This is a genomic window from Aestuariivirga sp., from assembly GCF_041738905.1.
Classification (GTDB): Bacteria; Pseudomonadota; Alphaproteobacteria; order Rhizobiales; family Aestuariivirgaceae; genus Aestuariivirga.
Window position 1 is genome coordinate 31706 of sequence record NZ_JBGSOZ010000036.1, and the last position, 22752, is coordinate 54457.

The window sequence follows — 22752 nt, forward strand, 5'->3', positions numbered from 1 at the left end:
CTTCTATATATAGGAGCCAACTGTCCGCGGCGCCAACTTTCGGGGGTGGCCCATCTGAAACGGCTTTCCTGTCTGGAACACGCTATGACCTTTGATCCACTGAATATTCTTCTTCTTGCCGTCGCCCTGGTCGTCTTCTGGCGGCTGAAGTCGGTGCTGGGCACACGTACCGGAACGGAAAAGCCGCCGATCGATCCCTTTCAGGCAAAACGCCAGGACGTCGACAAGACATCCGATCCACCCGGGACAGTCATACGCTTTCCCCAGAACGCGAATCCTGCGCCACAGCAAAATGAAGAGCGCGAACCTGCGGAACCCGTCTGGAAGGGCTTTGCCGAGCCAGATTCCGAACTTGCGGCTGCATTGGAAAACCTCGCCTCAGCCGACCCCGCCTTCACCCCGCGTACCTTCGTTGAAGGCGCGAAGATGGCCTACGAGATGATCATCGATAGCTTTGCAAAGGGCGACAAGGCTGCTCTGAAGAACCTTCTTTCCAGGGATGTATTCGAGGGATTTGCGGGGGCAATCGATGATCGCGAGGCGGCGGGCCAGCGTGTGGAATCCCGCTTTGTAGGTATCGACAAGGCCAAGATCGAGCAGGCCAGCCTTGTTGGCTCCAGGGCCAGCATCACCCTGCGCTTCGTCAGTGAACTGATAACCGCGACATACTCGAAGTCGGGTGACCTCGTGGAGGGTGATCCCATGCATATCCGGGAAGTCACCGATGTGTGGACCTTTGAACGCGACGTGACCTCGCGCGACCCGAACTGGAAGCTGGTGGCGACGCAGGCACCAGCTTGATACCATGGATTGCCGCTCTCTGGCTTCTCCTGTCAGTATCGGCTGCCATGTCCACTGAATCAGAACCAACGCTCGAACCCGTTTCCTTTCAAGACCTTGCAGGCTGGAGTATCGACAACCACGATGCAGCCCTGGATGCCTTCCGGCTGTCGTGCCGCGAAATCCTTGATACTGGAGCGGGCTTTGCTCGGCCTGTCAGGTTTGCCGGAACGCGAGAAGCGTGGAAGATTCTGTGCCAGGAGGCTTTCGAGGCCCGCGATGCGCGGCGTTTCTTCGAGGCCCGCTTTCAGCCTTTCAGAGTGATCGATCAGTCCAGGCCAGCCGGTCTCTTCACGGGTTATTTCGAACCTGAGGCAGCTGGCGCCCGTGAGCGAAGCGAAACCTATCGCGTTCCGATCTACCGGAAGCCCGCCGACCTCGTTTCATTCTCGGAGGAAGAACAGCGTGAGTCAGGACTGGCCTATGGCCGCCGCGTCGACGGTAAGCCCCAGCCCTACTTCAGCCGCAAGGAGATCGAGCAGGGCCGTCTCGACGCACAGGGGCTTGAGCTTGTCTGGCTGAGGGACTGGGCCGATGCCTTTTTCATTCATGTCCAGGGTTCTGGCCGTGTGCGGCTTGAGGATGGCTCGATCATCCGTCTGTCCTACAGTGCAAAATCGGGACTGCCCTACACGGGAATTGGTGCGCTGCTGGTCGAGCGTGGCGTCATCAGGCGCGAGGACATGTCGATGCAAGCCTTGCGCGCATGGATGGTGGACAACCCGGCGGCTGCCCGTGAACTGATGTGGGAAAACCGGTCCTTCATCTTCTTCCGGGAAGTTGAGCTTGAAAATCAGGAACTGGGGGCGCTTGGCGCACAACACGTACAACTCACTCCCATGCGGAGCCTGGCCATTGACCGGTCGCAATGGGCTTTTGGTACGCCGGTATGGCTTGATACGTCCGTTCCTGAAGGCGATGGCACCATCCTTCGAAACTTCCGGCATCTGCTCATCGCACAGGACACAGGCAGCGCCATCACCGGGCTTGCCCGCGGCGATGTGTTCTGGGGGTTTGGAGAAAAGGCGGCGGTCAGCGCGGGTCACATGAAGAGCCCCGGCACCATGACGGTGCTGCTTCCCACGAGTGTCGCCAAAGACCTCGGACTTCTGCCGTGAGCAGGAAGCCTCCGGATTTCGACCTCTGGTTCGAAACGGCCAAAACCATCAAGCCATTGCGTCACCGCGCCTCGAGAGCGGCCTCTCCCCTGTCCACAGGTATGACTCCTGTCGACAAGAAGAGGCAAACTCCGGTTCCGCAAACGCCGCACGTTTCTGCACCGCACGTCCATGTCCCTTCGCCGCTTCACAAGTCGCCGCCGCAGATCACTGGCCTTGACCGCCGCACCACACAGAAACTCACCCGTGGCCAGGTGGAGATCGAACGCCGCCTCGACCTTCACGGCAGCGGCATCGAAATGGCCCGCATTCATCTGCTGCAGTTTCTCCGCGAAGCGCAGGCTATGGGATCGCGTACTGTTCTGGTGATCACGGGTAAGGGCGACTCGCCCTACTCGCGCCATACCCTGCACGGATCGGATCATTTTCATTCGCCCGAGCGTGCCGGTCGGCTTCGTCGGCTGGTTCCGGACTGGTTTCATGAATCGGAATTCCGCAGCGTGGTGTCGGGGTATCAGCCTGCCCACCCCAAGCATGGCGGCGGCGGCGCCTTTTATGTCCGCGTCAGGCGGATCAGGGACGACCGATGACGCCTTTCGGCGACAGGATGCGCAAGCTCCGGATGGAGCGTGGCGTTACCTTGAAGGACATGGCCGAGGCGATCGGGGTCTCTTCCGCCTATCTGTCCGCTCTTGAGCATGGCAAGCGCGGCCGTCCGGGCTGGCATCTGATCCAGCGTATCCTGACCTACTTCAACATCATCTGGGACGATGCCGAGGAGGTCGTGAGGCTTGCCCGCATTTCCCACCCCCGCATCACCATCGATACCGCTGGTCTCAGTCCGCGGGCGACCGAGCTGGCGAACCGGCTGGCCGATGACATTGGCAAACTGGACGCTGCAACGCTGGATGAACTTGTGGCGGTACTCAACCGTCGCAGGCAAAAACCTAAAGGATGAACTTCGACAGATCGGCATTCCGCGCAAGATTGCCGACATGGGAATCGACGTAGGACTTGTCGATCACCACCGTTTCGCCTGAGCGGTCGGGTGCCAGAAAGCTCACTTCGTCCAGCAGCCGTTCCATCACTGTCTGAAGGCGCCGTGCCCCGATGTTTTCGATGCTTGCATTGGTGTCGGCGGCAATTCCCGCGATAGCTGCGATGCCGTCCTCGGTGAAATCCAGCGTGACGCCCTCTGTCGCAAGCAGGGCCCGGTACTGCCGGATGAGACTGGCTTCCGGTTCGGTCAGAATGCGCTGCAAATCGTCACGGTCGAGCGCCTTCAGTTCGACGCGGATCGGAAGCCGGCCCTGCAGTTCCGGCAAAAGATCGGAAGGCTTGGCAATGTGAAAGGCACCCGACGCGATAAACAGGATGTGGTCGGTCTTTACAGCGCCGTGTTTGGTCGAAACAGTCGTACCCTCGATCAAGGGCAGAAGGTCGCGCTGCACACCCTCGCGGCTGACGTCGGCACCTTGGCGCTCGGAGCGCGCGCAGATCTTGTCGATTTCGTCGAGGAAGACAATGCCATTCTCCTGAACGGCATCGATCGCCTCCTGAACGATCTGGTCCTGATCCAGAAGCTTGTCCGATTCTTCCGCCATAAGCACGTCATGGCTGGCCTTCACGCTCATGCGCCGCGACTTGGTCCGACCGCCAAAGGCCTTGCCCAGCATGTCGGACAGATTGATGACGCTCGCCGACGAACCGGCCATACCCGGAATCTCGAAACTTCCCGCTCCGCCGGTATCCGCCACCTGAATCTCAATTTCCTTGTCGTCCATCTCGCCCGAGCGCAGCTTTTTACGAAATGCCTCGCGCGTCGATTCCGAGGCGTTCGCACCGACCAGGGCCTCGACCACGCGGCGCTCGGCATTGAGCTGTGCCTGCGCTTCGACATCCTTGCGCCGCGCCGTCTTCACCATCGCGATGCCGGACTCGACGAGATCACGTACGATCTGGTCCACATCGCGGCCGACATAGCCGACTTCCGTGAACTTGGTCGCTTCCACCTTCAGGAAGGGCGCATTCGCCAGCTTTGCGAGCCTCCGTGCAATTTCGGTCTTTCCCACGCCGGTAGGGCCGATCATGAGGATGTTCTTGGGCATCACCTCTTCACGGAGCGACCCTTCGAGCTGTTTGCGCCGCCAGCGGTTGCGGAGCGCGATCGCGACCGCGCGCTTGGCGTCTGTCTGGCCCACGATGTGGCGGTCGAGTTCGGATACAATCTCGCGTGGGGAGAAGTCGGTCATGCGAGGCTTTCTACAGTCAGGTTGTTGTTGGTGTAGACGCAGATTTCCGCAGCTATGCCCATGGCCTTCCGCGCGATCGCTTCCGCGTCGAGGTCGGTGTCGGCCAGTGCTCTGGCCGCTGCCAGCGCATAATTGCCACCTGAGCCAATGGCGATGATGCCCTTCTCAGGTTCGAGAACGTCGCCTGTGCCGGTCAGCACAAGTGTGACTGACCGATCCGCAACGATCATCATCGCTTCGAGCCGCCGCAGATAGCGGTCGGTCCGCCAATCCTTTGCCATGTCCACGCAGGCGCGGGTCAATTGGCTGGGATACTGCTCCAGCTTGGCCTCAAGGCGCTCGAACAGCGTCATGGCATCGGCGGTGGCGCCTGCGAAACCGCCGATCACCTGACCGCCCCCCAGAGGCCTCACCTTGCGGGCATTGCCCTTGATGATGGTCTGGCCGAGGCTCACCTGTCCGTCGCCGGCGATCACCACCTTGCCGTTCTTGCGAACCGAAAGAATGGTCGTCCCGTGCCATGTCTGAACCTCTGCCACGCAAAGTCCTTTCCTGCCAATGGCTGAGATGTAGGCCGCCCGGCGCTCAAAGAAAAGCCACCCTTGGCCATTTCCTTTTGCATCTGCTAAGAGGCGGCGGCATTCACCTTTCGGAAGCCCCTCGATGCGCAAGGCCTCGATCGATCGCAAGACCAATGAAACCCGGCTCTCCGTTTCCGTCGATCTCGATGGAACGGGTGTGTTTGACGTCAAGACAGGCGTCGGGTTTCTCGATCACATGCTGGAGCAATTGTCCCGGCATTCGCTGATCGACATCACGCTCCGCGCCGACGGTGACCTCCACATCGATGACCATCACACGGTCGAGGATTCAGGCATCGCCATCGGTCAGGCCGTGGCCAAGGCGCTTGGCGACCGCAAGGGAATCCGGCGCTACGCAAGCCTGCATCTTCCGATGGATGGCACGCTGACCCGCGCTGCGATTGACATTTCAGGCAGGCCCTTTCTCATCTGGAAGGTGGATTTTACCGCGCCGAAGATCGGGACGTTCGACACCGAACTGGTGCGTGAGTGGTTTCAGGCCTTCGCCATGAATGCCGGCGTGACGCTGCATGTCGAGACGCTCTACGCCGACAACAATCATCACATCGCCGAGTCGTGTTTCAAGGCACTGGCGCGCGCCCTTCGTGAAGCCCTGGAAATCGATCCCCGGCAAAAGGACAGGATTCCCTCCACCAAGGGATCGCTGGCGGGCTGATGGCGCTTTACACTGTTCTCGAAGCGCCAGATGGCCGGGTCGACCGGGTTGCTTTCGTCAAGGAAGGCTTCTCGGGCGCAGCACTGGTGCTGACCGTGATCTGGGCGCTTTGGAACCGCATGTGGATCGTGGCGGCCATCATCTTCGCCATCCTTGTCGCACTCAGTGTCTCCGTCAGCGCCTTTGGACTGAATGAGGCAAGCATGGCAGCAACCGAATTCGGCCTCGCCCTCATCTTCGGATTCGAGGCCCGCAGGCTGAAGGTCATGTCACTGGAGCGTGCCGGCTTTCGCAAGGCCGGGCTCGTGGAAGCTTCCAGCCTTGAGGCGGCAGAGCTGGATTATTTCTCCCAGCGGCGCCAGGCGGTGCAGCCTGCTCCGGTCCTGACGACCTACCGGCCTCAGCCGCACGACACCCTTGGCATCTTCGGCAACGTTTGAGACGGCCATGAGCGTTGCAATCATCGACTATGGCTCCGGCAATCTGCATTCCGCCGCCAAGGCCTTCGAGCGGGCCTCGCATGACAGCGGGCTCAATGCCCCAATTCTCGTAACGGCGGACCCGGAAGCGCTTCGCAAGGCTGACCGGATTGTGCTGCCGGGTGTCGGGGCCTTCAAGGATTGCTGCGAGGGGCTGAAAGCCGTTCCCGGCATGTGGGAAACGCTCGAATCGGAAGTCATCATCCGCGCCAAGCCGTTCCTCGGAATCTGTGTCGGCATGCAGCTCATGGCGACACGCGGGCTGGAGCATGACGTGACCGAAGGCTTTGGCTGGATTCCAGGAGACGTGAAGCCAATCACACCACGCGATCCTTCATTCAAGATTCCGCATATGGGGTGGAATACACTCGATGTGCTGCAGCCGCATGCGCTGCTCCAAGGTATCAAACTGGGCGAGAATGGACTCCACGCCTATTTCGTCCACTCGTTTCACCTGGAAGCCAGGAGTCGGGCGGACGTGATTGCGACGACGGACCATGGCATGGCTGTGACAGCCATGGTTGGGCGCGACAACATGGCGGGGACGCAATTTCATCCTGAAAAGAGCCAGACCCTCGGTCTGTCCCTCATTTCCAATTTTCTAAGGTGGCGCCCGTGATCCTGTTTCCAGCCATCGATCTGAAAGACGGCCAATGCGTGCGCCTCAAGTTGGGAGATATGGAGCAGGCCACTGTCTTCAACAATGATCCCGGAGCGCAGGCTGCAACCTTCCAGTCACAGGGTTTTTCCTGGCTGCATCTTGTTGACCTCAACGGCGCTTTTGCAGGACGTCCAGTCAACGAGGCTGCTGTCGAGTCGATTCTGAAATCCGTTTCCATTCCAGTGCAACTCGGCGGCGGCATCCGCAGTCTGGATCAGGTCGAGTCTTGGCTCGCGAAAGGCATCCGGCGGGTCATACTCGGCACGGTCGCGTTGAGAAATCCGGAGCTTGTCCGCGAAGCCTGCAAGCTTTTTCCTGGCCGCGTTGCGGTAGGAATCGATGCGAAGTCGGGGCGGGTGGCGGTTGAGGGCTGGGCTGAAACCTCGGATCTGACCGCGATTGAACTGGCCAACCGCTTCGCTGATGTGGGTGTCTCAGCCATCATTTTTACTGATATTGATCGCGACGGCATTTTGAAGGGACTCAATATCGAATCGACACTCGAGCTCGCCAATGCAGTAGACATACCTGTCATAGCGAGCGGCGGCCTTGCCTCGATGGATGACATTCATCGGCTGACCCAACCCGACTGCCGCATACTTGAAGGCGCAATATCGGGGCGTGCCCTTTATGATGGCCGTATCAACGTTCCAACGGCGCTTCGTCTGTTCGAAGAGGCCGCGCCATGCTGAAGGCCCGCCTCATTCCCTGTCTTGATGTCAAGGATGGCCGCGTCGTCAAGGGCGTGAACTTCGTCGATCTCCGCGATGCCGGAGATCCGGTCGAGATCGCCAAGGCCTATGATGCGGCAGGCGCCGACGAGCTCTGCTTTCTCGATATTACGGCGACGCACGAGAACCGCGGTATTATTTTCGATGTAGTCCAGCGCACGGCGGAAGCCTGTTTCATGCCGCTGACTGTCGGAGGCGGCGTCCGCGCGCTTGACGATATCCGCAAGCTGCTTCTGGCTGGCGCCGACAAGGTGTCGATCAACTCCGCTGCTGTTGCCAACCGTGATTTCGTCCGTCAGGCCGCCGAGAAATTCGGGGCGCAGTGTGTGGTCGTTGCCATCGACGCTAAGTCAACAGGGCAAGGCACATGGGAAATCTTCACCCATGGCGGCCGCAAGCCGACCGGCATCGATGCTGTCAGCTTCGCAAAGGAGGTCGTGGCGCTTGGCGCAGGCGAAATCCTCCTGACGTCCATGGACCGCGACGGCACTGGCCGAGGTTTCGATATCGAATTGACGCGTGCCATCGCCGATGCCGTCACTGTGCCTGTTATTGCTTCAGGGGGCGTTGGAACCCTCGATCATCTGGTCGACGGTATCCGGGAAGGCCATGCGGCCGCCGTCCTCGCCGCATCGATCTTTCATTTTGGAACCTACTCCATCGCGGAAGCCAAGCGCCACCTTTCGGCCAATGGCATCCCCATGCGCCTGTGCTAGTGAAAGGCGGAGGGGAACGTCATGTCTGATCATCGGCTCGAAGTTCTGGGCAGCCTTGCGGACGTGGTGGCAAGCCGCAAGGGCGCGTCACCGGACACGTCGTACACTGCCAAACTGCTTTCGCAGGGCGTAGAGAAGTGCGCCAAGAAACTGGGCGAGGAAGCGCTGGAAACGGCTCTCGCTTCTGTCAAGGGTAACCCGCAGCATCTGGCGTCGGAATCGGCGGACCTGCTCTATCACCTGCTAGTTCTGCTTGAGGCCGCGGACGTAAGGCTTGTCGATGTCATGGCGGAACTGGCAAAGCGCGAAGGCGTGAGCGGTATTGCCGAGAAGGCCTCAAGGCCCAAGGACTGATCATGGAAGAACTGGTCAAGGAAGTCTCACCGTTCCGCCGCTTCTCGCGCGATGAATGGTCGGCGCTTCGCGCCGATACGCCGATGACGCTCAACCAGCAGGATCTCGATGAACTCCGCGGCCTCAATGATCGCATTGATCTTGCAGAAGTCGAGACCATCTATCTCCCGCTGTCCCGTCTTTTGAACCTTTATGTGGCTGCCACCCAGGGGCTGTTCCGCGCCACCAACAATTTCCTGCACCTGAGTGAGCGCAAGGTGCCTTACGTGATCGGTATGGCCGGGAGCGTCGCGGTCGGAAAGAGCACCACCGCCCGTATCCTGCAGCGTCTCCTCGCCAGATGGCCGAAGCACCCGAAGGTCGACCTGGTGACGACCGACGGTTTTCTGCTGCCCAATGCCATCCTTGAGCGCGAAGGGCTGATGACGCGCAAGGGTTTCCCGGAGAGTTATGACCTGCCCGCCATTCTGCGCTTCCTGTCCGACATCAAGGCAGGAAAACGGAATGTGACCGCCCCCCTGTACTCTCATCTGACCTACGATGTGCTGAAGGATGAACGCGCGGTCGTCGACCAGCCCGACATTCTTATCGTCGAAGGATTGAACGTGTTGCAGACAGGCCGCCCCCCAAGGGATGGCCGCGGTATTCCAAACACCTCGGATTTCTTCGATTTCTCGATCTATATCGATGCGGATGTGGGCGACCTCCGGAATTGGTACATCGAACGCTTCCTGACGCTTCGCGACAGCGCGTTCAGAAATCCCAAGTCCTACTTCCACCGCTACTCAACGCTCACCGACGGCGAATCGCGAGAGACGGCCACCCGCATCTGGGAAACCATCAATTTTGTGAACCTGCGCGAAAACGTGCTCCCAACGAGGCCGCGGGCAGACCTCGTCCTGCGCAAGGGAGCGGATCATTTCATCCGCAGCGTCTTTCTGAGGAAACTATAGAATTCCCAGCGCCTTGGCGTGGGATTGAAGGTTGATTTCTGGCCTCGCCCCGACATGGGAGATGACTTCGGCTGCGGCAACTGCACCGATCTGCGCGCATTCGGGCAGCGTCTTGCCATGGGTGTACCCGTGGAGGAATCCCGCCGCAAAGAGGTCGCCTGCGCCCGTCACATCCACAACCTTGTTGACGGGGTAGGCCGGTGCCGAGTGAATGTCTGAACCTCTGACCACCACGCAACCGGCAGACGAACGCGTGAGAACCGCGATAGGACAATCCTTGGCGATGGCTTGCAGCGCGCCATCGAAATTCTGTGTCTTGTAGAGCGACTTGATCTCGGATTCGTTGGCGAAGACGATATCGATGTCATTGCGGATAAGATCAAGAAAGCTCTCTCGATGCCGTTCGACACAGAAGGAATCTGATAGCGTGATGGACGTCTTCCGGCCTGCGGCGCGCGCAATTCTTGCCGCAAGCTTGAAGGCTTCCTTGGCCTCCGGGCGATCCCAGAGATAGCCTTCCATGTAGGTGACCTGTGCACTCTGCACGACCTTCTCCGCCACGTCCGCCGTCGTGAAATTCACGCAGGCGCCGAGATAGGTGTTCATGGTCCGCTCGCTATCGGGCGTCACCAGGATGAAAGAGCGTGCGGTGGCGGGACCATCGCTTGCCGCCAGCGTGTCGAAACTCACGCCCTGCGCGCGCATGTCATGCCGGAAGATGGCGCCGAGCTGATCTGCCTTCACCTTGCCGAAATAGGCGGCTTTCCCGCCGAGTGAGGCAACGCCCGCAGCGGTATTGCCGGCCGAACCGCCCGAAATCTCGATGGCTTGTCCCATGTCGCCATAGAGCAGCTCTGCCCGGGCCTCATCGATCAGGTTCATCGATCCCTTAACCAGTCCATGCCGGGCGACAAAGGTATCGTCAACCCGTGCGATCACGTCGACAATTGCATTGCCGATGCAGAGGACATCAAACTCGGAACCGCTCATGAACCGCTCTCCAGCTGTCTTGTCCTCCGCCCTAGCGAAGCTCTCTTGCGCTGGCAAGCATTCCTCATTACCTGACATCCATGTTTACCTCTGCCTTCAAGGCTCTGGGCGATCTGCTGTCGCCTGAATTCCGCTCCGTACTGCTCAAGGCGCTCGGGCTGACCATTGGCCTGTTCATTGCTGTGCTGATCGCCGTTGAAGTCATACTGACGACACTCACACAGTTTTCCTGGCCATGGGCCGATTGGGTACTCGCACTTGGCACAGGCGCGGCACTTCTTGTGGCCTTCTTCTTCCTGATGGCTCCGGTCGCGGCCGCCTTCGCAGGGCTGTTTCTCGACGGTATCGCAGAGAAGGTGGAGGTCAAGCACTACCCGCGCGATCCGCGCGGCGTGCCGCTTCCGGCTGGCAAGGCCATTCTGACCGCCATTCAGTTCTTTTTCGTCGTGCTGCTGGTCAATCTCGCTGTCTTGCCGGTCGTATTCTTTGGAATCGGGGCGGTGGCCCTCGTCGCGGCCAATGCCTATCTGCTCAGCCGTGAATATTTCGAAATGGTCGCTATGCGGCACATGACGGCCGAGGAGGCCCGAATCATGCGGAGGGACAACGGGCCTGCCATCTTCATGGCTGGGCTTCTGCCGGCTGTCCTGTCTCTGGTGCCCTTCGTCAATCTCGCGGTGCCGCTTTATGCGACATCCTACTTCACGCATCTGTTCAAATCGGTTCGGGCGTCTTCGGTATGAACCGGCAGAGATCGGAAATGAGGCAGCGGTAGCACTCGGGCTTGCGTGCCTTGCAGATATACCGGCCGTGCAGGATCAGCCAATGATGGGCGTGACGCGTATAGGCTTTCGGCACGGTCTTGAGCAATCCGGCCTCGACCTCGATAGGAGTCTTTCCTGGCGCCAGGCCCGTACGATTTCCCAATCGGAACAAATGGGTATCTACCGCAATCGTCGGATGTCCAAAGGCAATGTTCAGCACCACATTGGCGGTCTTCCGTCCCACGCCCGGTAGTGCCTCGAGCGCTTCGCGGTCGTCGGGCACCTTGCCGCCGTGCTTGTCGATCAGTTGTTGCGACAAGGCGATCACGTTCTTTGCCTTTCCGCGGAACAGGCCGATGGTCTTGATGTAGTCCCTGACCGTATCTTCACCCAATGCAACCATCCTTTCCGGAGTGTCGGCGATGGCAAAGAGGAGCTTCGTCGCGCGGTTGACGCCTTCGTCGGTGGCCTGGGCCGAAAGTACGACTGCAACGAGGAGTGTAAAGTGATTGACGAAGTGGAGCTCACCCCTGGGTTCAGGATTAGAGGTCTGAAACCGGCGGAACATTTCCTCGATCTCTTGCGGTTTGAGGCGGCTTGCTTTGGCCATGAATTCAATGTTCCCTTGCCGCTTAAGGGGTAGAGCAACACGATGGACAGAGGCAATACTAAAACCTGGCAGGCAACGCTGACGCCCCACCGGAGCCTCACGAAACAGGGGTTCGTGACGGTGATGGTTCTCGTCGCCGCCGTCAATCTGGCCGTCGGCGGACTGTTCATGGCCATCGGGGCCTGGCCGGTTGCCGGGTTTGCCGGCTTGGACGTCGCGCTCATCTGGTGGGCCTTCAAGGCCAATTTCGCCGATGCCCGCCGGCTAGAGCGGATCAGCATTACCGAGAGCGAACTGGTTCTCGACCGCCTGCAAGCAAGGAGAGAGCCTGAACAGCAACGATTCGTTCGCCGCTGGGTGCGAGTTGAACTTGAAGAGGACCGCGAGCGCGAGCTGATCGGACGATTGTCTTTGATCTCGGGACAAACGCGCGTCGACATAGGAGATTTCCTGGCGCCTGAAGAGCGGAAGTCACTCGCCACTGCCCTTCAGGCGGCGCTGGCCATACCGCGTATCTGATCAGGTTTCGGGTGGGAAACGGTATTGGAAGCGATTAGCTTCAGGCCATGATCGAGACATCCACAATGACCGAAGCGGCCCGCGACTATGAGGTCGTGCGGCAAAACCTCGAATTCCTGCGGGAGCACTGGCGGGAGCAACCCTCCCTCGAACTCCTGGCGGAACGGAACGGCTTGAGTGCAGCTCATCTGCAGCGGCTATTCACACGCTGGGCCGGGCTCAGTCCGAAGGCCTTCGTCCAGGCGCTTACAATCGATCACGCCCGCAACCTGTTGAGGGACTCTGCCAGTGTCCTGGACACGGCCTACGAAGTAGGGCTGTCGGGACCGGGCCGGCTCCATGACCTTTTCGTCACCCATGAAGGCATGTCGCCTGGACTATACAAGGCCAAGGGCAAAGGCCTTACCATCCGCCATGCTTTTCATGACTGTCCGTTTGGCAAAGTTCTTGTGATGATGACGGAGTATGGCATCTGCGGACTGGCTTTTGCCGATCCCGGACAGGAACAGGCGACTTTCGAGGACATGAGGCGGCGCTGGCCGGACGCGGAATATGTCAACGACGCTTCCGTGACCGCACCGATCGTCTCCAGAATATTTGATCAAACACGTTGGCAAGCCGAACAGCCCCTGCGTATCGTATTCATTGGATCGGATTTCGAAACCCGGGTCTGGCAGACCCTTCTGAAGATCCCGATGGGCCGGGCAACGACCTATTCCGACATTGCCTCTCACATCGGCAATGCGAGAGCATCACGGGCCGTTGGCACCGCCGTGGGAAAGAATCCCATCTCGTTTGTGGTGCCCTGTCACCGGGTACTGGGAAAGTCGGGCGGGCTCTGTGGTTACCATTGGGGGCTCACGCGCAAGCAGGCCATACTTGGGTGGGAGGCTGGATTGCTTTCGGGCCAGCCAAAAGCGGCGTGATTGTTCAAGGAATCGATTTGCGCAAGCGAACGATGATGTCGATCCGGTCGATTTCGGTGCCGGGCGGAAGTTCCGGCAGGCCCTTCACTTCGAGATTCTGTGTTCCGATGTCGACCAACCCACCAGTTTCCTCCAGATAATAGTGGAAGTGATTGGACGTGTTGGTATCGAAGAACGTCCGGTCACCTTCAAACGCCACTTCGCGCAAGAGTCCGGCAGCCTTGAACTGGTTCAGCGTGTTGTAGACCGTGGCGATCGAGACATTGATCCGCGCGGCCACCGCTTCCTGATGAAGCGATTCGGCGCTCACATGACGGTCTCCATTACCGAACAGGATGGCGGCCAAGGACAATCTCTGCCGGGTCGGGCGAAGACCCGCCAGCCTCAGACGTTCAACCAAATCTTTGTCATGCAACAACATCATGGGAAATCCTTATACGCGAAACCCCTTAAACAAAGCAATCTGGACCCTAATGCGGCGCGCTGACACGCCTTGAATCCAGCCTGAAAGCCTACTTGGACCCCCGATTCCCATGTGATAGGAACGGCAGAACCGGCAATTGCCTGGATGAGATGGGGTTTGAAGGCAGAATGAACGGACAGAAATCGCACTATGGGTACGAAGACCTGCTGGCCTGTGGCCGCGGCGAACTTTTTGGCCCTGGAAATGCACAATTGCCTCTGCCCCCCATGCTGATGTTCGACCGAATTACGGAGATTTCCAAGGATGGCGGAGCGGCTGGTCTTGGAAAAGTCGTTGCTGAGTTCGATATCAAGCCCGATCTGTGGTTTTTTCCGTGTCACTTTCAGGGCGATCCCGTCATGCCGGGCTGTCTTGGCCTGGATGCACTGTGGCAGATGACGGGTTTCTTCCTCGGCTGGCTGGGCGAATCTGGAAAGGGCCGTGCGATCGGTGTGGGCGAGGTCAAGCTGACGGGTATGGTGACACCTGCCGTGAAGAAGGTAACCTACGAAGTGGAGATTACCCGGCTCATCCTGCGCAAGCTCAAGCTCGCGGTTTCTAACGGAATTATGAAGGCTGACGGCGAAACGGTCTATCAGGTCACTGACATGAAGGTCGGCCTGTTCCAGCCGACAGCCTGAGAAAGGAAACAATATGCGGCGTGTGGTCGTCACTGGTCTCGGCATCGTGTCGAGCATCGGAAACAACGTTCAGGAAGTCCTGAACTCGCTCCATGATGCCCGGTCAGGCATCGTGAAGGCGGACTCCTACGAGAAGCTGGGATTCCGCTGCCAGGTCCATGGAGCACCGAACTTCGATCTCGAAAGTGTCGACCGCCGGGTGCGGCGCTTCATGGGAGATGGTGCCGCCTGGAACTTTGCGGCCATGCAGCAGGCGATCGTGGACTCGGGGCTCGAAGAGAACGACGTCAAGAACGACCGCACAGGTATCATCATGGGCTCTGGCGGCCCGTCCACCCGCACGATCGTGCAGGCCGCCGACACAACCCGCGAGAAAGGTCCCAAGCGTGTGGGGCCCTTTGCCGTTCCCGCCGCCATGTCGAGCACCAACTCCGCAACGCTTGCGACACCCTTTGGCATCCGCGGCGTGAATTATTCGATCTCGTCGGCATGTGCCACCTCATCGCACTGCATCGGCAATGCAGCCGAGCTGATCCAGTGGGGTAAGCAGGACATCATGTTTGCGGGCGGCGGCGAGGAACTGGACTGGACGCTTTCTGTCCTGTTTGACGCGATGGGTGCCATGTCGTCGAAGTATAACGACACGCCCCACAAGGCATCGCGTGCCTATGACAAGAACCGCGATGGCTTCGTGATTGCTGGCGGTGCCGGCACCGTGGTCCTGGAAGAACTCGAACATGCGAAGGCGCGTGGCGCCAGGATCTACGCTGAGATCGTCGGCTATGGCGCAACCTCCGACGGCTACGACATGGTGCAGCCCTCGGGCGAGGGCGCAATCCGCTGCATGCGGCAGGCCATGGCGGGTGTTAAGGAAAAGATCAGCTACATTAACCCGCATGCGACCTCGACGCCCATCGGAGACAAGAAAGAAATCGAGGCGATCCGCGCCGTCTTCGGCAACGACATTCCGCCGATTTCAGGCACCAAGTCTCTCACGGGCCATTCGCTGGGCGCAGTGGGTGTCCAGGAGGCGATCTACTCGATCCTCATGATGAAGAACAACTTCATCTGCGAGAGTGCGAACATCGAAGAGATCGACCCGGAATTCGCCGACATTCCCATCGTCCGCAAGCGCATCGACAATGCCAAGGTCGATGTCGCGATGTCGAACAGCTTCGGCTTCGGCGGCACCAATGCAACCCTCGTCTTCCAGCGGTACAACGGCTGATCATGACAGAAAAATTGATGGCAGGCCGCCGCGGACTGATCATGGGCGTGGCGAATGACCACTCCATTGCCTGGGGCATCGCGCAGCAATTGCACCGCCATGGTGCGGAGCTGGCCTTCACCTATCAGGGTGAGGCTTTTGGCCGTCGTGTGAAGCCGTTGGCGGAGTCCGTCGGTTCCGATGTTCTTCTTCCCTGCGATGTTGAGGACGTATCGACGGTCGATGCGGTGTTCGACGCACTCAAGACCAAGTGGGGCAGCATCGATTTCGTTGTCCATGCCATTGCCTTCTCCGACAAGAACGAGCTGAAGGGCAAGTACGCCAACACCACGCGCGACAACTTCACCCGTACCATGGTGATCTCGTGTTTCTCCTTCACCGAGATCGCGCGCCGCGCGGCCGAGCTCATGCCCAATGGCGGGTCTCTCGTGACCCTCACATACGGTGGTTCGGTGCGGGTGATGCCGAACTACAATGTCATGGGCGTTGCCAAGGCGGCACTTGAATCCTCCGTCCGCTACCTCGCCGCTGACTATGGGCCGCAAGGCATCCGCGTGAATGCCATCTCGGCCGGACCCATGCGGACGCTGGCAGGCGCTGGCATTGGCGATGCGCGCGCCATGTTCAGCTATCAGCAGGACCACGCACCTCTGCGCCGCACCGTCACACTCGATGAAGTCGGCGGAGCGGGGCTCTATCTCCTGTCGCCCTTGTCAGGTGGTGTGACGGGTGAAATCCACTATGTGGATTCTGGCTACAACATTATCTCGATGCCGCGCCCCGAGGACTTGAAAAACGGCAATTCGTAAGCGCCACTTCAGCGGTCGAGGTAGTTCTCGGCCACGAGTGACGTGATCGTGGCGTTGCGGCCATTGATCGGATTGTCCGGGTTCCAGGACAACCGCGTTTCGTAGAAGCGGGTGGCGAGAGCGTCATACATCAGCAAGCGGCCTGCAAGGCTGTCACCGATGCCAAGAACTTCCTTGATGACCTCCATCGCCTGCATCGACCCTAATATGCCCGGCAACGCACCGAGCACGCCCGCCTCCTCGCAGGCTGGAAAAAGTCCGCGCAGAGGAATCTCACCCATGAGGCAGCGATAGGTGGGCCACGGCGTACCTTCAGGCGATGTCTCGTGCGGCTTGAAAGTCGATATCTGGCCGTCGAACTGCCCAACGGCTGCCGAGACAAGAACCTTCCTCGCAAAGAAGCATGCATCGCTCACGAGAAAACGCGTGGGAAAGTTATCGCATCCATCGGCGACCACATCGTAGCCGCTCACGATTTCGAGCGCGTTCTCCGCTGTGAGCCGGTGATTATGCTCAACAACATGAACATGAGGGTTGAGACCCTGCAATGTCTCCCTTGCACTCGAAGTCTTGGACACTCCGACGCGCGCGGTCGTGTGCACGATCTGCCTCTGCAAGTTCGACACGCTGACTGTGTCGTGATCGATGATGCCGATGGTGCCGACGCCAGCGGCAGCAAGATAGTATAGAACAGGCGCGCCAAGCCCGCCTGCCCCGACAACCAGCACCTTAGACTGCTTCAGTTTGTTCTGGCCCGGTCCGCCGACTTCGTGGAGCACCAAATGGCGGGCATAGCGATCGATCTCATCGGAGGAGAATGCCATCAACGCGTTCCCGAGGACCCGAAACCACCGGCACCCCGCGAAGTGTCATCGAGCGCAGTCACTTCCTGCCAGTCAATCTGCGTCACTTGCGCGATCACCATCTGGGCGATGCGGTCACCGCGCGCGATGACGAAATCGGCGTCACCATGATTGATCAGCGGCACTTTTATCTCGCCCCGATAATCACAATCGACAGTGCCCGGCGCATTGAGCACCGTCACCCCATACTTGACCGCAAGACCGGACCGCGGCCGAACCTGGGCCTCGAAGCCTGAGGGCAGGGCGATCGAGATGCCCGTCGGCATCAGGAAGCGCGCACCTGGCTTTAGTGTGGTGGCTTCAGCCGCACGCAGGTCCATCCCAGCAGCGCCAGCCGTCTCATAAGCCGGCAAAGGCAAGCCATCGCCATGGGGAAGCCTTCTGATCTTCACGCCGGTCACCGTGCTGCCTCCTGAGAAGAAAGCAGCATGACGGTCAGGTGCTCCATGAGTTTGTGAGCCACGTCATCCTTGCTCATGTCGGGCCAGCTCTCGATGCCTGAGGACGAGACGAGATGAACCTTGTTGTGGTCGCCGCCGAACACGCCGCTCTCGGCACTGACATCATTGGCGACGATCAGATCGCAGCCCTTGCGTGTCAGCTTGTCGGCTGCGTGCTTGATGACATTCCCGGTTTCGGCTGCAAACCCGACGACGATCTGCGGCCGATCCGCCTTTCGGGTGGCAACGGTCTTCAGGATATCGGGATTTTCCGTAAGCGAGAGAGTGGGTGGATTGCCTTTACCCTTCTTGATCTTTTCATCCGAGTGCTGCGCGATGCGCCAATCCGCCACCGCCGCGGCAAAGATCGCAATGTCGGCAGGCAATTCGCCTTCACACGTCTCCAGCATTTCAGTCGCAGTCTCCACCGGCATCATCTGCACGCCCGGCGGAATCGGCAACGAGGTAGGGCCGGAGACCAGTATGGTTTCAGCCCCGAGTGCCACTGCCGCTCTTGCAATGGCATAGCCTTGCTTGCCGGAGGAATGATTGGAGATGAACCTCACGGGATCGATCGGCTCTCGCGTTGGGCCTGCGGTGATCAGAACCTTCTTGCCAGCAAGTGGAAGCGTCGGCGGTTTGAGCAGACCAGCAATGGCATCGACGATTTCGGCGGGCTCCGCCATGCGGCCCGGTCCGAATTCGCCGCAGGCCATCTCGCCATCATTCGGCCCTACCACGGCAATCCCGTCGCGCCTCAAGGTCGCCAGATTGCGCTGCGTGGCCGAGTGGCGCCACATGCGGACATTCATGGCTGGGGCGATGAGCACCTTCTTGTCGGTGGCAAGCAGTGCCGTCGAAGCGAGGTCGTCTGCCAGCCCATGCGCCATCTTCGCCATGAGGTCGGCCGTGGCGGGCGCTACCACGAGCAGGTCCGCCGCCCGCGAAAGCTGGATATGGCCCATTTCTACCTCATCGGTCAAGCTGAACAGGGCCGTGAAGACCTTGTCACCCGAAAGGCTTGCCAGCGACAGCGGGGTCACGAACTCTTCCGCCGCGCGCGTCATGATCACCCGCACACTGCAGCCGCGGGTCTTCAGCAGTCGGATCAATTCGTGGGTCTTGTAGGCGGCGATTCCGCCACCGACGATGAGAAGAACCGTTTTTCCGTCGAGCGATGTCATGGAGACATTATGCCAGCAAACGCCACGCGCTGCCAACGCTCCTCAGGTCACCAGCCTGACGGCGATCACCACCAGCGCAAGGGAAGCGATTGCCAGCCAGAATCGGGTCCAGCGCTGGTGACGGTTCTGGGCCTTGGCCAACTGCTCAGTGGTTTCGGCATCCAGACGAATGCCGCCAGAATTGGCCATCTCGGACAGCATCTCCGCCCCGCGCCGTGCGTCCTCGAGCACGTTAGGCAGGCCAGCAAGAATGCGCCCGAGTGAGCCAGTGGCATCCTCAAGGCGCCCGGCGGGGCCCAGCTTGCGCTCGATCCAACCGCGGACCACTGGCTCGGCCGTCACCCACATGTTGAGTTGGGGGTTGAGGGTCCGCGCGACACCTTCCACAACCACCATTGTCTTCTGCAGCAACAGAAGCTGCGGCTGGGTCTGCATGTTGAACTGCGCCGTCACCTCGAAAAGCTGGGTGAGAAGGCGGGCCATGGAAATATCAGTCGCCGAAAGGTCCATGATGGGCTCGCCGATCGCCCGCAGCGCCTGCGCGAAGATGGCGGGGTCTTGATCACGGGGAACATAACCCGCCTCGAAATGGACCTGGCTCACCCGCAGGTAATCACGGGTGATGAAGCCGTAGAGGATTTCAGCAAGGAACATGCTTTCCTTGGGTCCAAGCCGTCCCACGATACCGAAGTCCACGGCGACGAGGCGGCCGTCGAAATCGACGAACAGGTTTCCCTGATGCATGTCGGCATGGAAGAATCCGTCGCGGATGGCATGCCGAAGAAAACTCTGGATGACAGTATCACCCAACGCCTTCAGGTCGAAGCCTTGTGCCCGCAGACTGTCGATGTCGGAAATAGGCGTCCCGTCGATCCACTCGGTGGTCAATACATCCCTGGCGGTGCGTTGCCAGTCCACTTTGGGCACCCGGAATCCCGGGTCGTTCTTCGTGTTCTCCGCCATCTCGGAGAGTGCCGATGCCTCCATGCGCAGGTCGAGTTCCTGCTTCATGGATTGCTCGAGCATGTGAACGGCGGCGATCAGTCGAAGCCGCCGCCCCTCCGCGCTGAACTTCTCCATGAGCCGGGCGGCGAAATAGAAACTGCCGAGATCAGAGGCAAAGCGCTTGCCCACGCCCGGCCTCAACACCTTTACCGCAAGCGTCCGGCCATCCGGACTTGTTGCCTTGTGTACCTGTGCAATGGAAGCGGCGGCAACCGGGGGGCCGAAGCTGGTGAACAGTTCTTCGACAGTCGAGCCGAGGTTTTCGCGAATCGTCTCTATCGCCACCTCGATTGGAAACGGCGGTAGCCGATCCTGCAGGGATTTGAGGTCGAAGGCTCGCTTTGGCCCTACCAGGTCCGGCCGCGTGGCAAGGAACTGTCCGAGCTTGATGTAGCTGGGACCGAGGCTCGAAAGCGCTGCGGCCACGGCGTTCCTGGTTCCAGCAGAGGGTTTCGAGGCACCAAACTTCGCAAGCGAAAGGCCGAGACGGGCCGACCAGGGCAACTGTTTCAGCTGTTCCGGCGTCAGCAAGGCGTCGTAGGCCGCAAGCGTACGGCCTGCGCGCAGCAGATTGAAACTGTGCCGAAGGCTGGAGAACATCAGATGCGCCAGCCGGAATGGATGGCCACCACCCCGCCCGTCAGGTTGCGGTAGCTGACGTTCGCAAAGCCCGCCGCCTCGATCATGGCCTTGAAGTCATCCTGCTTCGGAAAGGTTCGGATCGATTCGACGAGATAGCGGTAGGGCTGACCGTCACCTGTGACGACCTTTCCAACGGCGGGTATCACCGTGAAGGAATAGGAATCATAAAACTTGTCGAGCAGCGGAATGTCGACCTGCGAGAATTCGAGGCAAAGAAAACGCCCGCCCGGCTTCAGCACGCGATAGGCCTCGGCCAGTGCCTTGTCGATGTGGGTCACGTTGCGGATGCCGAAGGCGATGGTATAGCCGTCGAAACTCTTGTCTGGAAACGCCAGCGCCTCGGCATTACCGACACTGAACGAACAGCGCCCGAGAAGGCCATCGGCCTCCGCCCGCTTGCGGCCCTCGCCCACCATATCTGGCGAAATGTCGGCGACGGTGACGCGCACATTGGGTCCGCCTGCACGCACGATCCGGAATGCCACGTCGCCCGTTCCGCCCGCGACATCGAGATGATGAAACGGCGCCTGTCCGCGTGGCGGGTTCAGCATCGCCACGAAGTCGTCCTTCCACAGCCGGTGCAGGCCAGCCGACATCAGGTCGTTCATCTGGTCATAGCGTTCCGCGACCTTGGAAAAGACCTCGTTGACGAGTCCCTGCTTTTCGCCTTCGCCCACCCGGCGGAAACCGAAGGCGACGTCCTGTTCTGGTGTCTTGTCAGTCATGGGGCCAACTCTAGCGGCAAAGACCTATCGTTTCAGCATCGACTTGATCTCGCCAAGTCGCATGGCCCCGGATACGTGCGCAATGACAAAATAGCTCAAAGCGCCTCCTGTGACGAGCAGTAGCAGGCCCCAGGCCGCTGCCATGAACCCCGCACCCTGAACGTAATTCGCCTGCAGCACCCATGCCCCACTGAGAAGCAGGGCCCCCATCAGGAGGCTGGACATCACGATGCGCGGAAGTCGCCGCCGCGAACGTTCGTCCAATGTGAAAAGTCCGCGCCGCGACAGGGTGACGGCAAGCAGTACCGCGTTGACCCAGGCCGCAATCGATGTCGCCAGAGCGATACCGACATGCCCCAGCCAGTGTGACAGGAGGAAGCTGGCGCAGATGTTCACGATCACGGAAACGATCGCAAAGCGCATGGGCGTCGTGGTGTCTTCGCGCGCATAAAAACCAGGCTGAAACACCTTGGTCATGGAAAAGGCCGGAAGACCCAATGCAAAGGCAAGGACGGTGGGCGCGACCGCAAATGTGTCGGCCCGCGTGAATGCCCCATGCTCATAGACCGTGTGGATGATCGGCCCGGGTATGGCCATCAGTGCGAAGGCCGAAGGAAGCGTGAGGAACAGCGAGAGTTCAAGGGCCCTGTTCTGGCTCGCCAATGCACCGGCCTCGTTCCCCGCCCTGAGCTTTCGTGACAGGTCTGGCAGCAGCACCACGCCGATGGCGACACCGATTACCCCCAGCGGCAGCTGGTAGAGACGATCGGCATAATAGAGATAGGCCACCGCGCCATCGATCGTCGTTGCGATCATGGTGGCGATCACCAGGTTAATCTGCATGATGCCGCCCGAAACGATGCCTGGTACGGAGAGGCTGATGACCCGCTTCACGTCCGGTGTCAGCTTGGGCCAGCGCGGCCACAGCGGCATTCCGGCCCTTCGGCAGGCAACAGCCAGCAGCGCATATTGCGCGATCCCAGCGGCAAATATGCCCCAGGCGAAGATGTAGCCGGTCGCGGGCGTATTGCCGGTCGACAGGAGCCACGCGATAACATTGGACCCGATCATCACGATGTTGAGAAGGATCGGTGCCGCCGCCGCCGCCGTGAAACGGTTCAGGCTGTTCAGCACGCCGGACTGCAACGCCGTGAGCGACATGAACAGCAGGTAGGGAAAGCAGATCCGCGTGAGATCGACCGCAAGATCGAACTTCTCGCCGTCCGCCTTGAAGCCGGGCGCGATGATGTAGATCACTACAGGCATCGCGATCATTGCGATGGCGGAGAACAGGAGCAGCCAGGCCAGCAGTACCGAGAAGACCTCGATGGCGAAGAGCCGCGCTTTGCTTTCTCCCTCACCTTCGATCCGTTTGGCAAAGAGGGGCACGAAGGCATTGTTGAAGGCCCCCTCGGCAAAGAGTGCGCGGAACAGGTTGGGGAAGCGCTGCGCCACGAAGAAGGCTTCCGCCACCGGTCCGGTGCCAAGCGTGAAGGCAATCAGCTGGTCGCGCAGGAAACCCAATATGCGGCTCAGGAGCGTGAAGCCGCCAACGGTTGCCGCAGATTTGAGGAGCGACATG

At 59.9% G+C, this 22752-nt stretch carries 28 protein-coding genes; 17 read left to right on the forward strand and 11 right to left on the reverse strand.

Going from position 1 to position 22752, the window contains the following annotated elements; translation table 11 throughout:
* The first annotated feature begins 45 nt into the window (after window positions 1-45).
* The 4 genes from ACEW8Q_RS02790 to ACEW8Q_RS02805 are packed head-to-tail and all read left to right on the forward strand — an operon-like array spanning window position 46 to window position 2916.
* Window positions 46-801 carry a Tim44/TimA family putative adaptor protein gene (locus tag ACEW8Q_RS02790; RefSeq protein WP_373502525.1) on the forward strand — a complete coding sequence of 252 codons (756 nt, stop codon included), beginning with the start codon at window positions 46-48 and terminating at the stop codon, window positions 799-801.
* A 47-nt stretch (window positions 802-848) separates the two neighbouring features.
* Window positions 849-1958, forward strand: coding sequence for a murein transglycosylase A (locus ACEW8Q_RS02795; protein WP_373502526.1), 1110 nt, complete (start codon window positions 849-851; stop codon window positions 1956-1958).
* Window positions 1955-2548 carry a Smr/MutS family protein gene (locus ACEW8Q_RS02800; protein ID WP_373502527.1) on the forward strand — a complete coding sequence of 198 codons (594 nt, stop codon included), beginning with the start codon at window positions 1955-1957 and terminating at the stop codon, window positions 2546-2548. The genes ACEW8Q_RS02795 and ACEW8Q_RS02800 overlap by 4 nt, the downstream gene beginning before the upstream one ends.
* Entirely contained in the window at window positions 2545-2916 is a 372-nt protein-coding gene (locus ACEW8Q_RS02805) for a helix-turn-helix domain-containing protein (RefSeq protein ID WP_373502528.1), read from the forward strand. The genes ACEW8Q_RS02800 and ACEW8Q_RS02805 overlap by 4 nt, the downstream gene beginning before the upstream one ends.
* On the opposite strand, the gene hslU is transcribed toward ACEW8Q_RS02805, so the two are convergent.
* Together hslU and hslV are read right to left on the reverse strand one after the other, a co-directional pair.
* Window positions 2906-4210 carry an ATP-dependent protease ATPase subunit HslU gene (gene hslU, locus ACEW8Q_RS02810; protein ID WP_373502529.1) on the reverse strand — a complete coding sequence of 435 codons (1305 nt, stop codon included), beginning with the start codon at window positions 4208-4210 and terminating at the stop codon, window positions 2906-2908. The genes ACEW8Q_RS02805 and hslU overlap by 11 nt on opposite strands.
* Complete coding sequence (gene hslV, locus ACEW8Q_RS02815) at window positions 4207-4749, reverse strand: ATP-dependent protease subunit HslV (RefSeq protein ID WP_373502530.1); 543 nt, start codon at window positions 4747-4749, stop codon at window positions 4207-4209. Before hslV ends, hslU begins: the two co-directional genes overlap by 4 nt.
* 124 nt (window positions 4750-4873) lie before the next feature.
* Here hslV and hisB point away from each other — a divergent pair, with 124 nt between their 5' ends.
* The 7 genes from hisB to coaA are packed head-to-tail and all read left to right on the forward strand — an operon-like array spanning window position 4874 to window position 9361.
* Entirely contained in the window at window positions 4874-5467 is a 594-nt protein-coding gene (gene hisB, locus ACEW8Q_RS02820) for an imidazoleglycerol-phosphate dehydratase HisB (protein WP_373502531.1), read from the forward strand.
* On the forward strand, window positions 5467-5907 hold the full coding sequence (locus ACEW8Q_RS02825; protein WP_373502532.1) for a DUF2628 domain-containing protein: 441 nt from the start codon (window positions 5467-5469) through the stop codon (window positions 5905-5907). The genes hisB and ACEW8Q_RS02825 overlap by 1 nt, the downstream gene beginning before the upstream one ends.
* A gap of 7 nt (window positions 5908-5914) precedes the next feature.
* Window positions 5915-6565, forward strand: a complete 651-nt coding sequence (gene hisH / locus ACEW8Q_RS02830; RefSeq protein WP_373502533.1) for an imidazole glycerol phosphate synthase subunit HisH — start codon at window positions 5915-5917, stop codon at window positions 6563-6565.
* Window positions 6562-7299 (forward strand): 1-(5-phosphoribosyl)-5-[(5-phosphoribosylamino)methylideneamino]imidazole-4-carboxamide isomerase, encoded by a 738-nt coding sequence (hisA, locus tag ACEW8Q_RS02835; protein ID WP_373502534.1) that lies wholly within the window; start codon window positions 6562-6564, stop codon window positions 7297-7299. Before hisH ends, hisA begins: the two co-directional genes overlap by 4 nt.
* Complete coding sequence (gene hisF, locus ACEW8Q_RS02840) at window positions 7293-8054, forward strand: imidazole glycerol phosphate synthase subunit HisF (protein WP_373502535.1); 762 nt, start codon at window positions 7293-7295, stop codon at window positions 8052-8054. The genes hisA and hisF overlap by 7 nt, the downstream gene beginning before the upstream one ends.
* A 21-nt stretch (window positions 8055-8075) precedes the next feature.
* On the forward strand, window positions 8076-8408 hold the full coding sequence (locus tag ACEW8Q_RS02845; RefSeq protein WP_373502536.1) for a phosphoribosyl-ATP diphosphatase: 333 nt from the start codon (window positions 8076-8078) through the stop codon (window positions 8406-8408).
* 2 nt (window positions 8409-8410) lie between these two features.
* Window positions 8411-9361, forward strand: coding sequence for a type I pantothenate kinase (coaA, locus tag ACEW8Q_RS02850; protein WP_373502537.1), 951 nt, complete (start codon window positions 8411-8413; stop codon window positions 9359-9361).
* On the opposite strand, the gene ACEW8Q_RS02855 is transcribed toward coaA, so the two are convergent.
* A complete protein-coding gene (locus tag ACEW8Q_RS02855; protein WP_373502538.1) occupies window positions 9356-10351 on the reverse strand; it encodes an adenosine kinase in 996 nt (331 codons plus the stop codon). The genes coaA and ACEW8Q_RS02855 overlap by 6 nt on opposite strands.
* 80 nt (window positions 10352-10431) lie before the next feature.
* Between ACEW8Q_RS02855 and ACEW8Q_RS02860 the strand changes: the two genes are divergently transcribed.
* Window positions 10432-11094, forward strand: a complete 663-nt coding sequence (locus ACEW8Q_RS02860) for an EI24 domain-containing protein (protein ID WP_373502539.1) — start codon at window positions 10432-10434, stop codon at window positions 11092-11094.
* Here ACEW8Q_RS02860 and nth read toward each other — a convergent pair.
* Complete coding sequence (gene nth, locus ACEW8Q_RS02865) at window positions 11066-11725, reverse strand: endonuclease III (RefSeq protein WP_373502540.1); 660 nt, start codon at window positions 11723-11725, stop codon at window positions 11066-11068. The genes ACEW8Q_RS02860 and nth overlap by 29 nt on opposite strands.
* A 123-nt stretch (window positions 11726-11848) precedes the next feature.
* Here nth and ACEW8Q_RS02870 point away from each other — a divergent pair, with 123 nt between their 5' ends.
* A complete protein-coding gene (locus ACEW8Q_RS02870) occupies window positions 11849-12244 on the forward strand; it encodes a DUF2244 domain-containing protein (RefSeq protein WP_373502541.1) in 396 nt (131 codons plus the stop codon).
* A 65-nt stretch (window positions 12245-12309) separates the two neighbouring features.
* Entirely contained in the window at window positions 12310-13170 is an 861-nt protein-coding gene (locus ACEW8Q_RS02875; RefSeq protein WP_373502542.1) for a methylated-DNA--[protein]-cysteine S-methyltransferase, read from the forward strand.
* A gap of 4 nt (window positions 13171-13174) precedes the next feature.
* Here the strand turns inward: ACEW8Q_RS02875 and irrA are convergent, their stop codons facing one another.
* Window positions 13175-13594 carry an iron response transcriptional regulator IrrA gene (gene irrA / locus ACEW8Q_RS02880; protein ID WP_373502543.1) on the reverse strand — a complete coding sequence of 140 codons (420 nt, stop codon included), beginning with the start codon at window positions 13592-13594 and terminating at the stop codon, window positions 13175-13177.
* A gap of 167 nt (window positions 13595-13761) precedes the next feature.
* Here irrA and fabA point away from each other — a divergent pair, with 167 nt between their 5' ends.
* Genes fabA through fabI form a run of 3 tightly spaced genes read left to right on the forward strand, consistent with a single transcriptional unit; the run spans window position 13762 to window position 16311 of the window.
* Window positions 13762-14274, forward strand: coding sequence for a 3-hydroxyacyl-[acyl-carrier-protein] dehydratase FabA (gene fabA, locus ACEW8Q_RS02885; protein ID WP_373502544.1), 513 nt, complete (start codon window positions 13762-13764; stop codon window positions 14272-14274).
* Between the two features lie 13 nt (window positions 14275-14287).
* Window positions 14288-15502, forward strand: a complete 1215-nt coding sequence (gene fabB / locus ACEW8Q_RS02890; RefSeq protein ID WP_373502545.1) for a beta-ketoacyl-ACP synthase I — start codon at window positions 14288-14290, stop codon at window positions 15500-15502.
* 17 nt (window positions 15503-15519) lie between these two features.
* Entirely contained in the window at window positions 15520-16311 is a 792-nt protein-coding gene (gene fabI, locus ACEW8Q_RS02895; RefSeq protein WP_373502546.1) for an enoyl-ACP reductase FabI, read from the forward strand.
* A gap of 8 nt (window positions 16312-16319) precedes the next feature.
* On the opposite strand, the gene ACEW8Q_RS02900 is transcribed toward fabI, so the two are convergent.
* The 6 genes from ACEW8Q_RS02900 to murJ are packed head-to-tail and all read right to left on the reverse strand — an operon-like array spanning window position 16320 to window position 22751.
* Complete coding sequence (locus ACEW8Q_RS02900) at window positions 16320-17135, reverse strand: ThiF family adenylyltransferase (protein ID WP_373502547.1); 816 nt, start codon at window positions 17133-17135, stop codon at window positions 16320-16322.
* Window positions 17135-17575: a dUTP diphosphatase gene (gene dut / locus ACEW8Q_RS02905; RefSeq protein WP_373502548.1), complete on the reverse strand. Its 441-nt coding sequence runs from the start codon at window positions 17573-17575 to the stop codon at window positions 17135-17137. The genes ACEW8Q_RS02900 and dut overlap by 1 nt, the downstream gene beginning before the upstream one ends.
* On the reverse strand, window positions 17572-18798 hold the full coding sequence (gene coaBC, locus ACEW8Q_RS02910; RefSeq protein ID WP_373502549.1) for a bifunctional phosphopantothenoylcysteine decarboxylase/phosphopantothenate--cysteine ligase CoaBC: 1227 nt from the start codon (window positions 18796-18798) through the stop codon (window positions 17572-17574). Before coaBC ends, dut begins: the two co-directional genes overlap by 4 nt.
* Window positions 18799-18840: 42 nt before the next feature.
* Window positions 18841-20403 carry a 2-polyprenylphenol 6-hydroxylase gene (gene ubiB / locus ACEW8Q_RS02915; protein WP_373502550.1) on the reverse strand — a complete coding sequence of 521 codons (1563 nt, stop codon included), beginning with the start codon at window positions 20401-20403 and terminating at the stop codon, window positions 18841-18843.
* Window positions 20403-21170: a bifunctional demethylmenaquinone methyltransferase/2-methoxy-6-polyprenyl-1,4-benzoquinol methylase UbiE gene (gene ubiE, locus ACEW8Q_RS02920; protein ID WP_373502551.1), complete on the reverse strand. Its 768-nt coding sequence runs from the start codon at window positions 21168-21170 to the stop codon at window positions 20403-20405. Before ubiE ends, ubiB begins: the two co-directional genes overlap by 1 nt.
* Window positions 21171-21194: 24 nt before the next feature.
* Window positions 21195-22751 carry a murein biosynthesis integral membrane protein MurJ gene (gene murJ / locus ACEW8Q_RS02925; RefSeq protein WP_373502552.1) on the reverse strand — a complete coding sequence of 519 codons (1557 nt, stop codon included), beginning with the start codon at window positions 22749-22751 and terminating at the stop codon, window positions 21195-21197.
* Window position 22752 lies beyond the last annotated feature (1 nt).

What these genes read in the sequence shown, in the direction of transcription:
- ACEW8Q_RS02795 (WP_373502526.1), top strand. Translation starts at nt 849, where the DNA reads ATGTCCACTGAATCAGAACCAACGCTCGAACCCGTTTCCTTTCAAGAC.
- ACEW8Q_RS02805 (WP_373502528.1), top strand. Translation starts at nt 2,545, where the DNA reads ATGACGCCTTTCGGCGACAGGATGCGCAAGCTCCGGATGGAGCGTGGC.
- hslU (WP_373502529.1), bottom strand. Translation starts at nt 4,210, where the DNA reads ATGACCGACTTCTCCCCACGCGAGATTGTATCCGAACTCGACCGCCAC.
- hisB (WP_373502531.1), top strand. Translation starts at nt 4,874, where the DNA reads ATGCGCAAGGCCTCGATCGATCGCAAGACCAATGAAACCCGGCTCTCC.
- ACEW8Q_RS02825 (WP_373502532.1), top strand. Translation starts at nt 5,467, where the DNA reads ATGGCGCTTTACACTGTTCTCGAAGCGCCAGATGGCCGGGTCGACCGG.
- hisH (WP_373502533.1), top strand. Translation starts at nt 5,915, where the DNA reads ATGAGCGTTGCAATCATCGACTATGGCTCCGGCAATCTGCATTCCGCC.
- hisF (WP_373502535.1), top strand. Translation starts at nt 7,293, where the DNA reads ATGCTGAAGGCCCGCCTCATTCCCTGTCTTGATGTCAAGGATGGCCGC.
- ACEW8Q_RS02845 (WP_373502536.1), top strand. Translation starts at nt 8,076, where the DNA reads ATGTCTGATCATCGGCTCGAAGTTCTGGGCAGCCTTGCGGACGTGGTG.
- coaA (WP_373502537.1), top strand. Translation starts at nt 8,411, where the DNA reads ATGGAAGAACTGGTCAAGGAAGTCTCACCGTTCCGCCGCTTCTCGCGC.
- ACEW8Q_RS02855 (WP_373502538.1), bottom strand. Translation starts at nt 10,351, where the DNA reads ATGAGCGGTTCCGAGTTTGATGTCCTCTGCATCGGCAATGCAATTGTC.
- ACEW8Q_RS02860 (WP_373502539.1), top strand. Translation starts at nt 10,432, where the DNA reads ATGTTTACCTCTGCCTTCAAGGCTCTGGGCGATCTGCTGTCGCCTGAA.
- nth (WP_373502540.1), bottom strand. Translation starts at nt 11,725, where the DNA reads ATGGCCAAAGCAAGCCGCCTCAAACCGCAAGAGATCGAGGAAATGTTC.
- ACEW8Q_RS02870 (WP_373502541.1), top strand. Translation starts at nt 11,849, where the DNA reads ATGGTTCTCGTCGCCGCCGTCAATCTGGCCGTCGGCGGACTGTTCATG.
- ACEW8Q_RS02875 (WP_373502542.1), top strand. Translation starts at nt 12,310, where the DNA reads ATGACCGAAGCGGCCCGCGACTATGAGGTCGTGCGGCAAAACCTCGAA.
- irrA (WP_373502543.1), bottom strand. Translation starts at nt 13,594, where the DNA reads ATGATGTTGTTGCATGACAAAGATTTGGTTGAACGTCTGAGGCTGGCG.
- fabA (WP_373502544.1), top strand. Translation starts at nt 13,762, where the DNA reads ATGAACGGACAGAAATCGCACTATGGGTACGAAGACCTGCTGGCCTGT.
- fabB (WP_373502545.1), top strand. Translation starts at nt 14,288, where the DNA reads ATGCGGCGTGTGGTCGTCACTGGTCTCGGCATCGTGTCGAGCATCGGA.
- fabI (WP_373502546.1), top strand. Translation starts at nt 15,520, where the DNA reads ATGGCAGGCCGCCGCGGACTGATCATGGGCGTGGCGAATGACCACTCC.
- ACEW8Q_RS02900 (WP_373502547.1), bottom strand. Translation starts at nt 17,135, where the DNA reads ATGGCATTCTCCTCCGATGAGATCGATCGCTATGCCCGCCATTTGGTG.
- coaBC (WP_373502549.1), bottom strand. Translation starts at nt 18,798, where the DNA reads ATGACATCGCTCGACGGAAAAACGGTTCTTCTCATCGTCGGTGGCGGA.
- ubiB (WP_373502550.1), bottom strand. Translation starts at nt 20,403, where the DNA reads ATGTTCTCCAGCCTTCGGCACAGTTTCAATCTGCTGCGCGCAGGCCGT.
- ubiE (WP_373502551.1), bottom strand. Translation starts at nt 21,170, where the DNA reads ATGACTGACAAGACACCAGAACAGGACGTCGCCTTCGGTTTCCGCCGG.
- murJ (WP_373502552.1), bottom strand. Translation starts at nt 22,751, where the DNA reads ATGTCGCTCCTCAAATCTGCGGCAACCGTTGGCGGCTTCACGCTCCTG.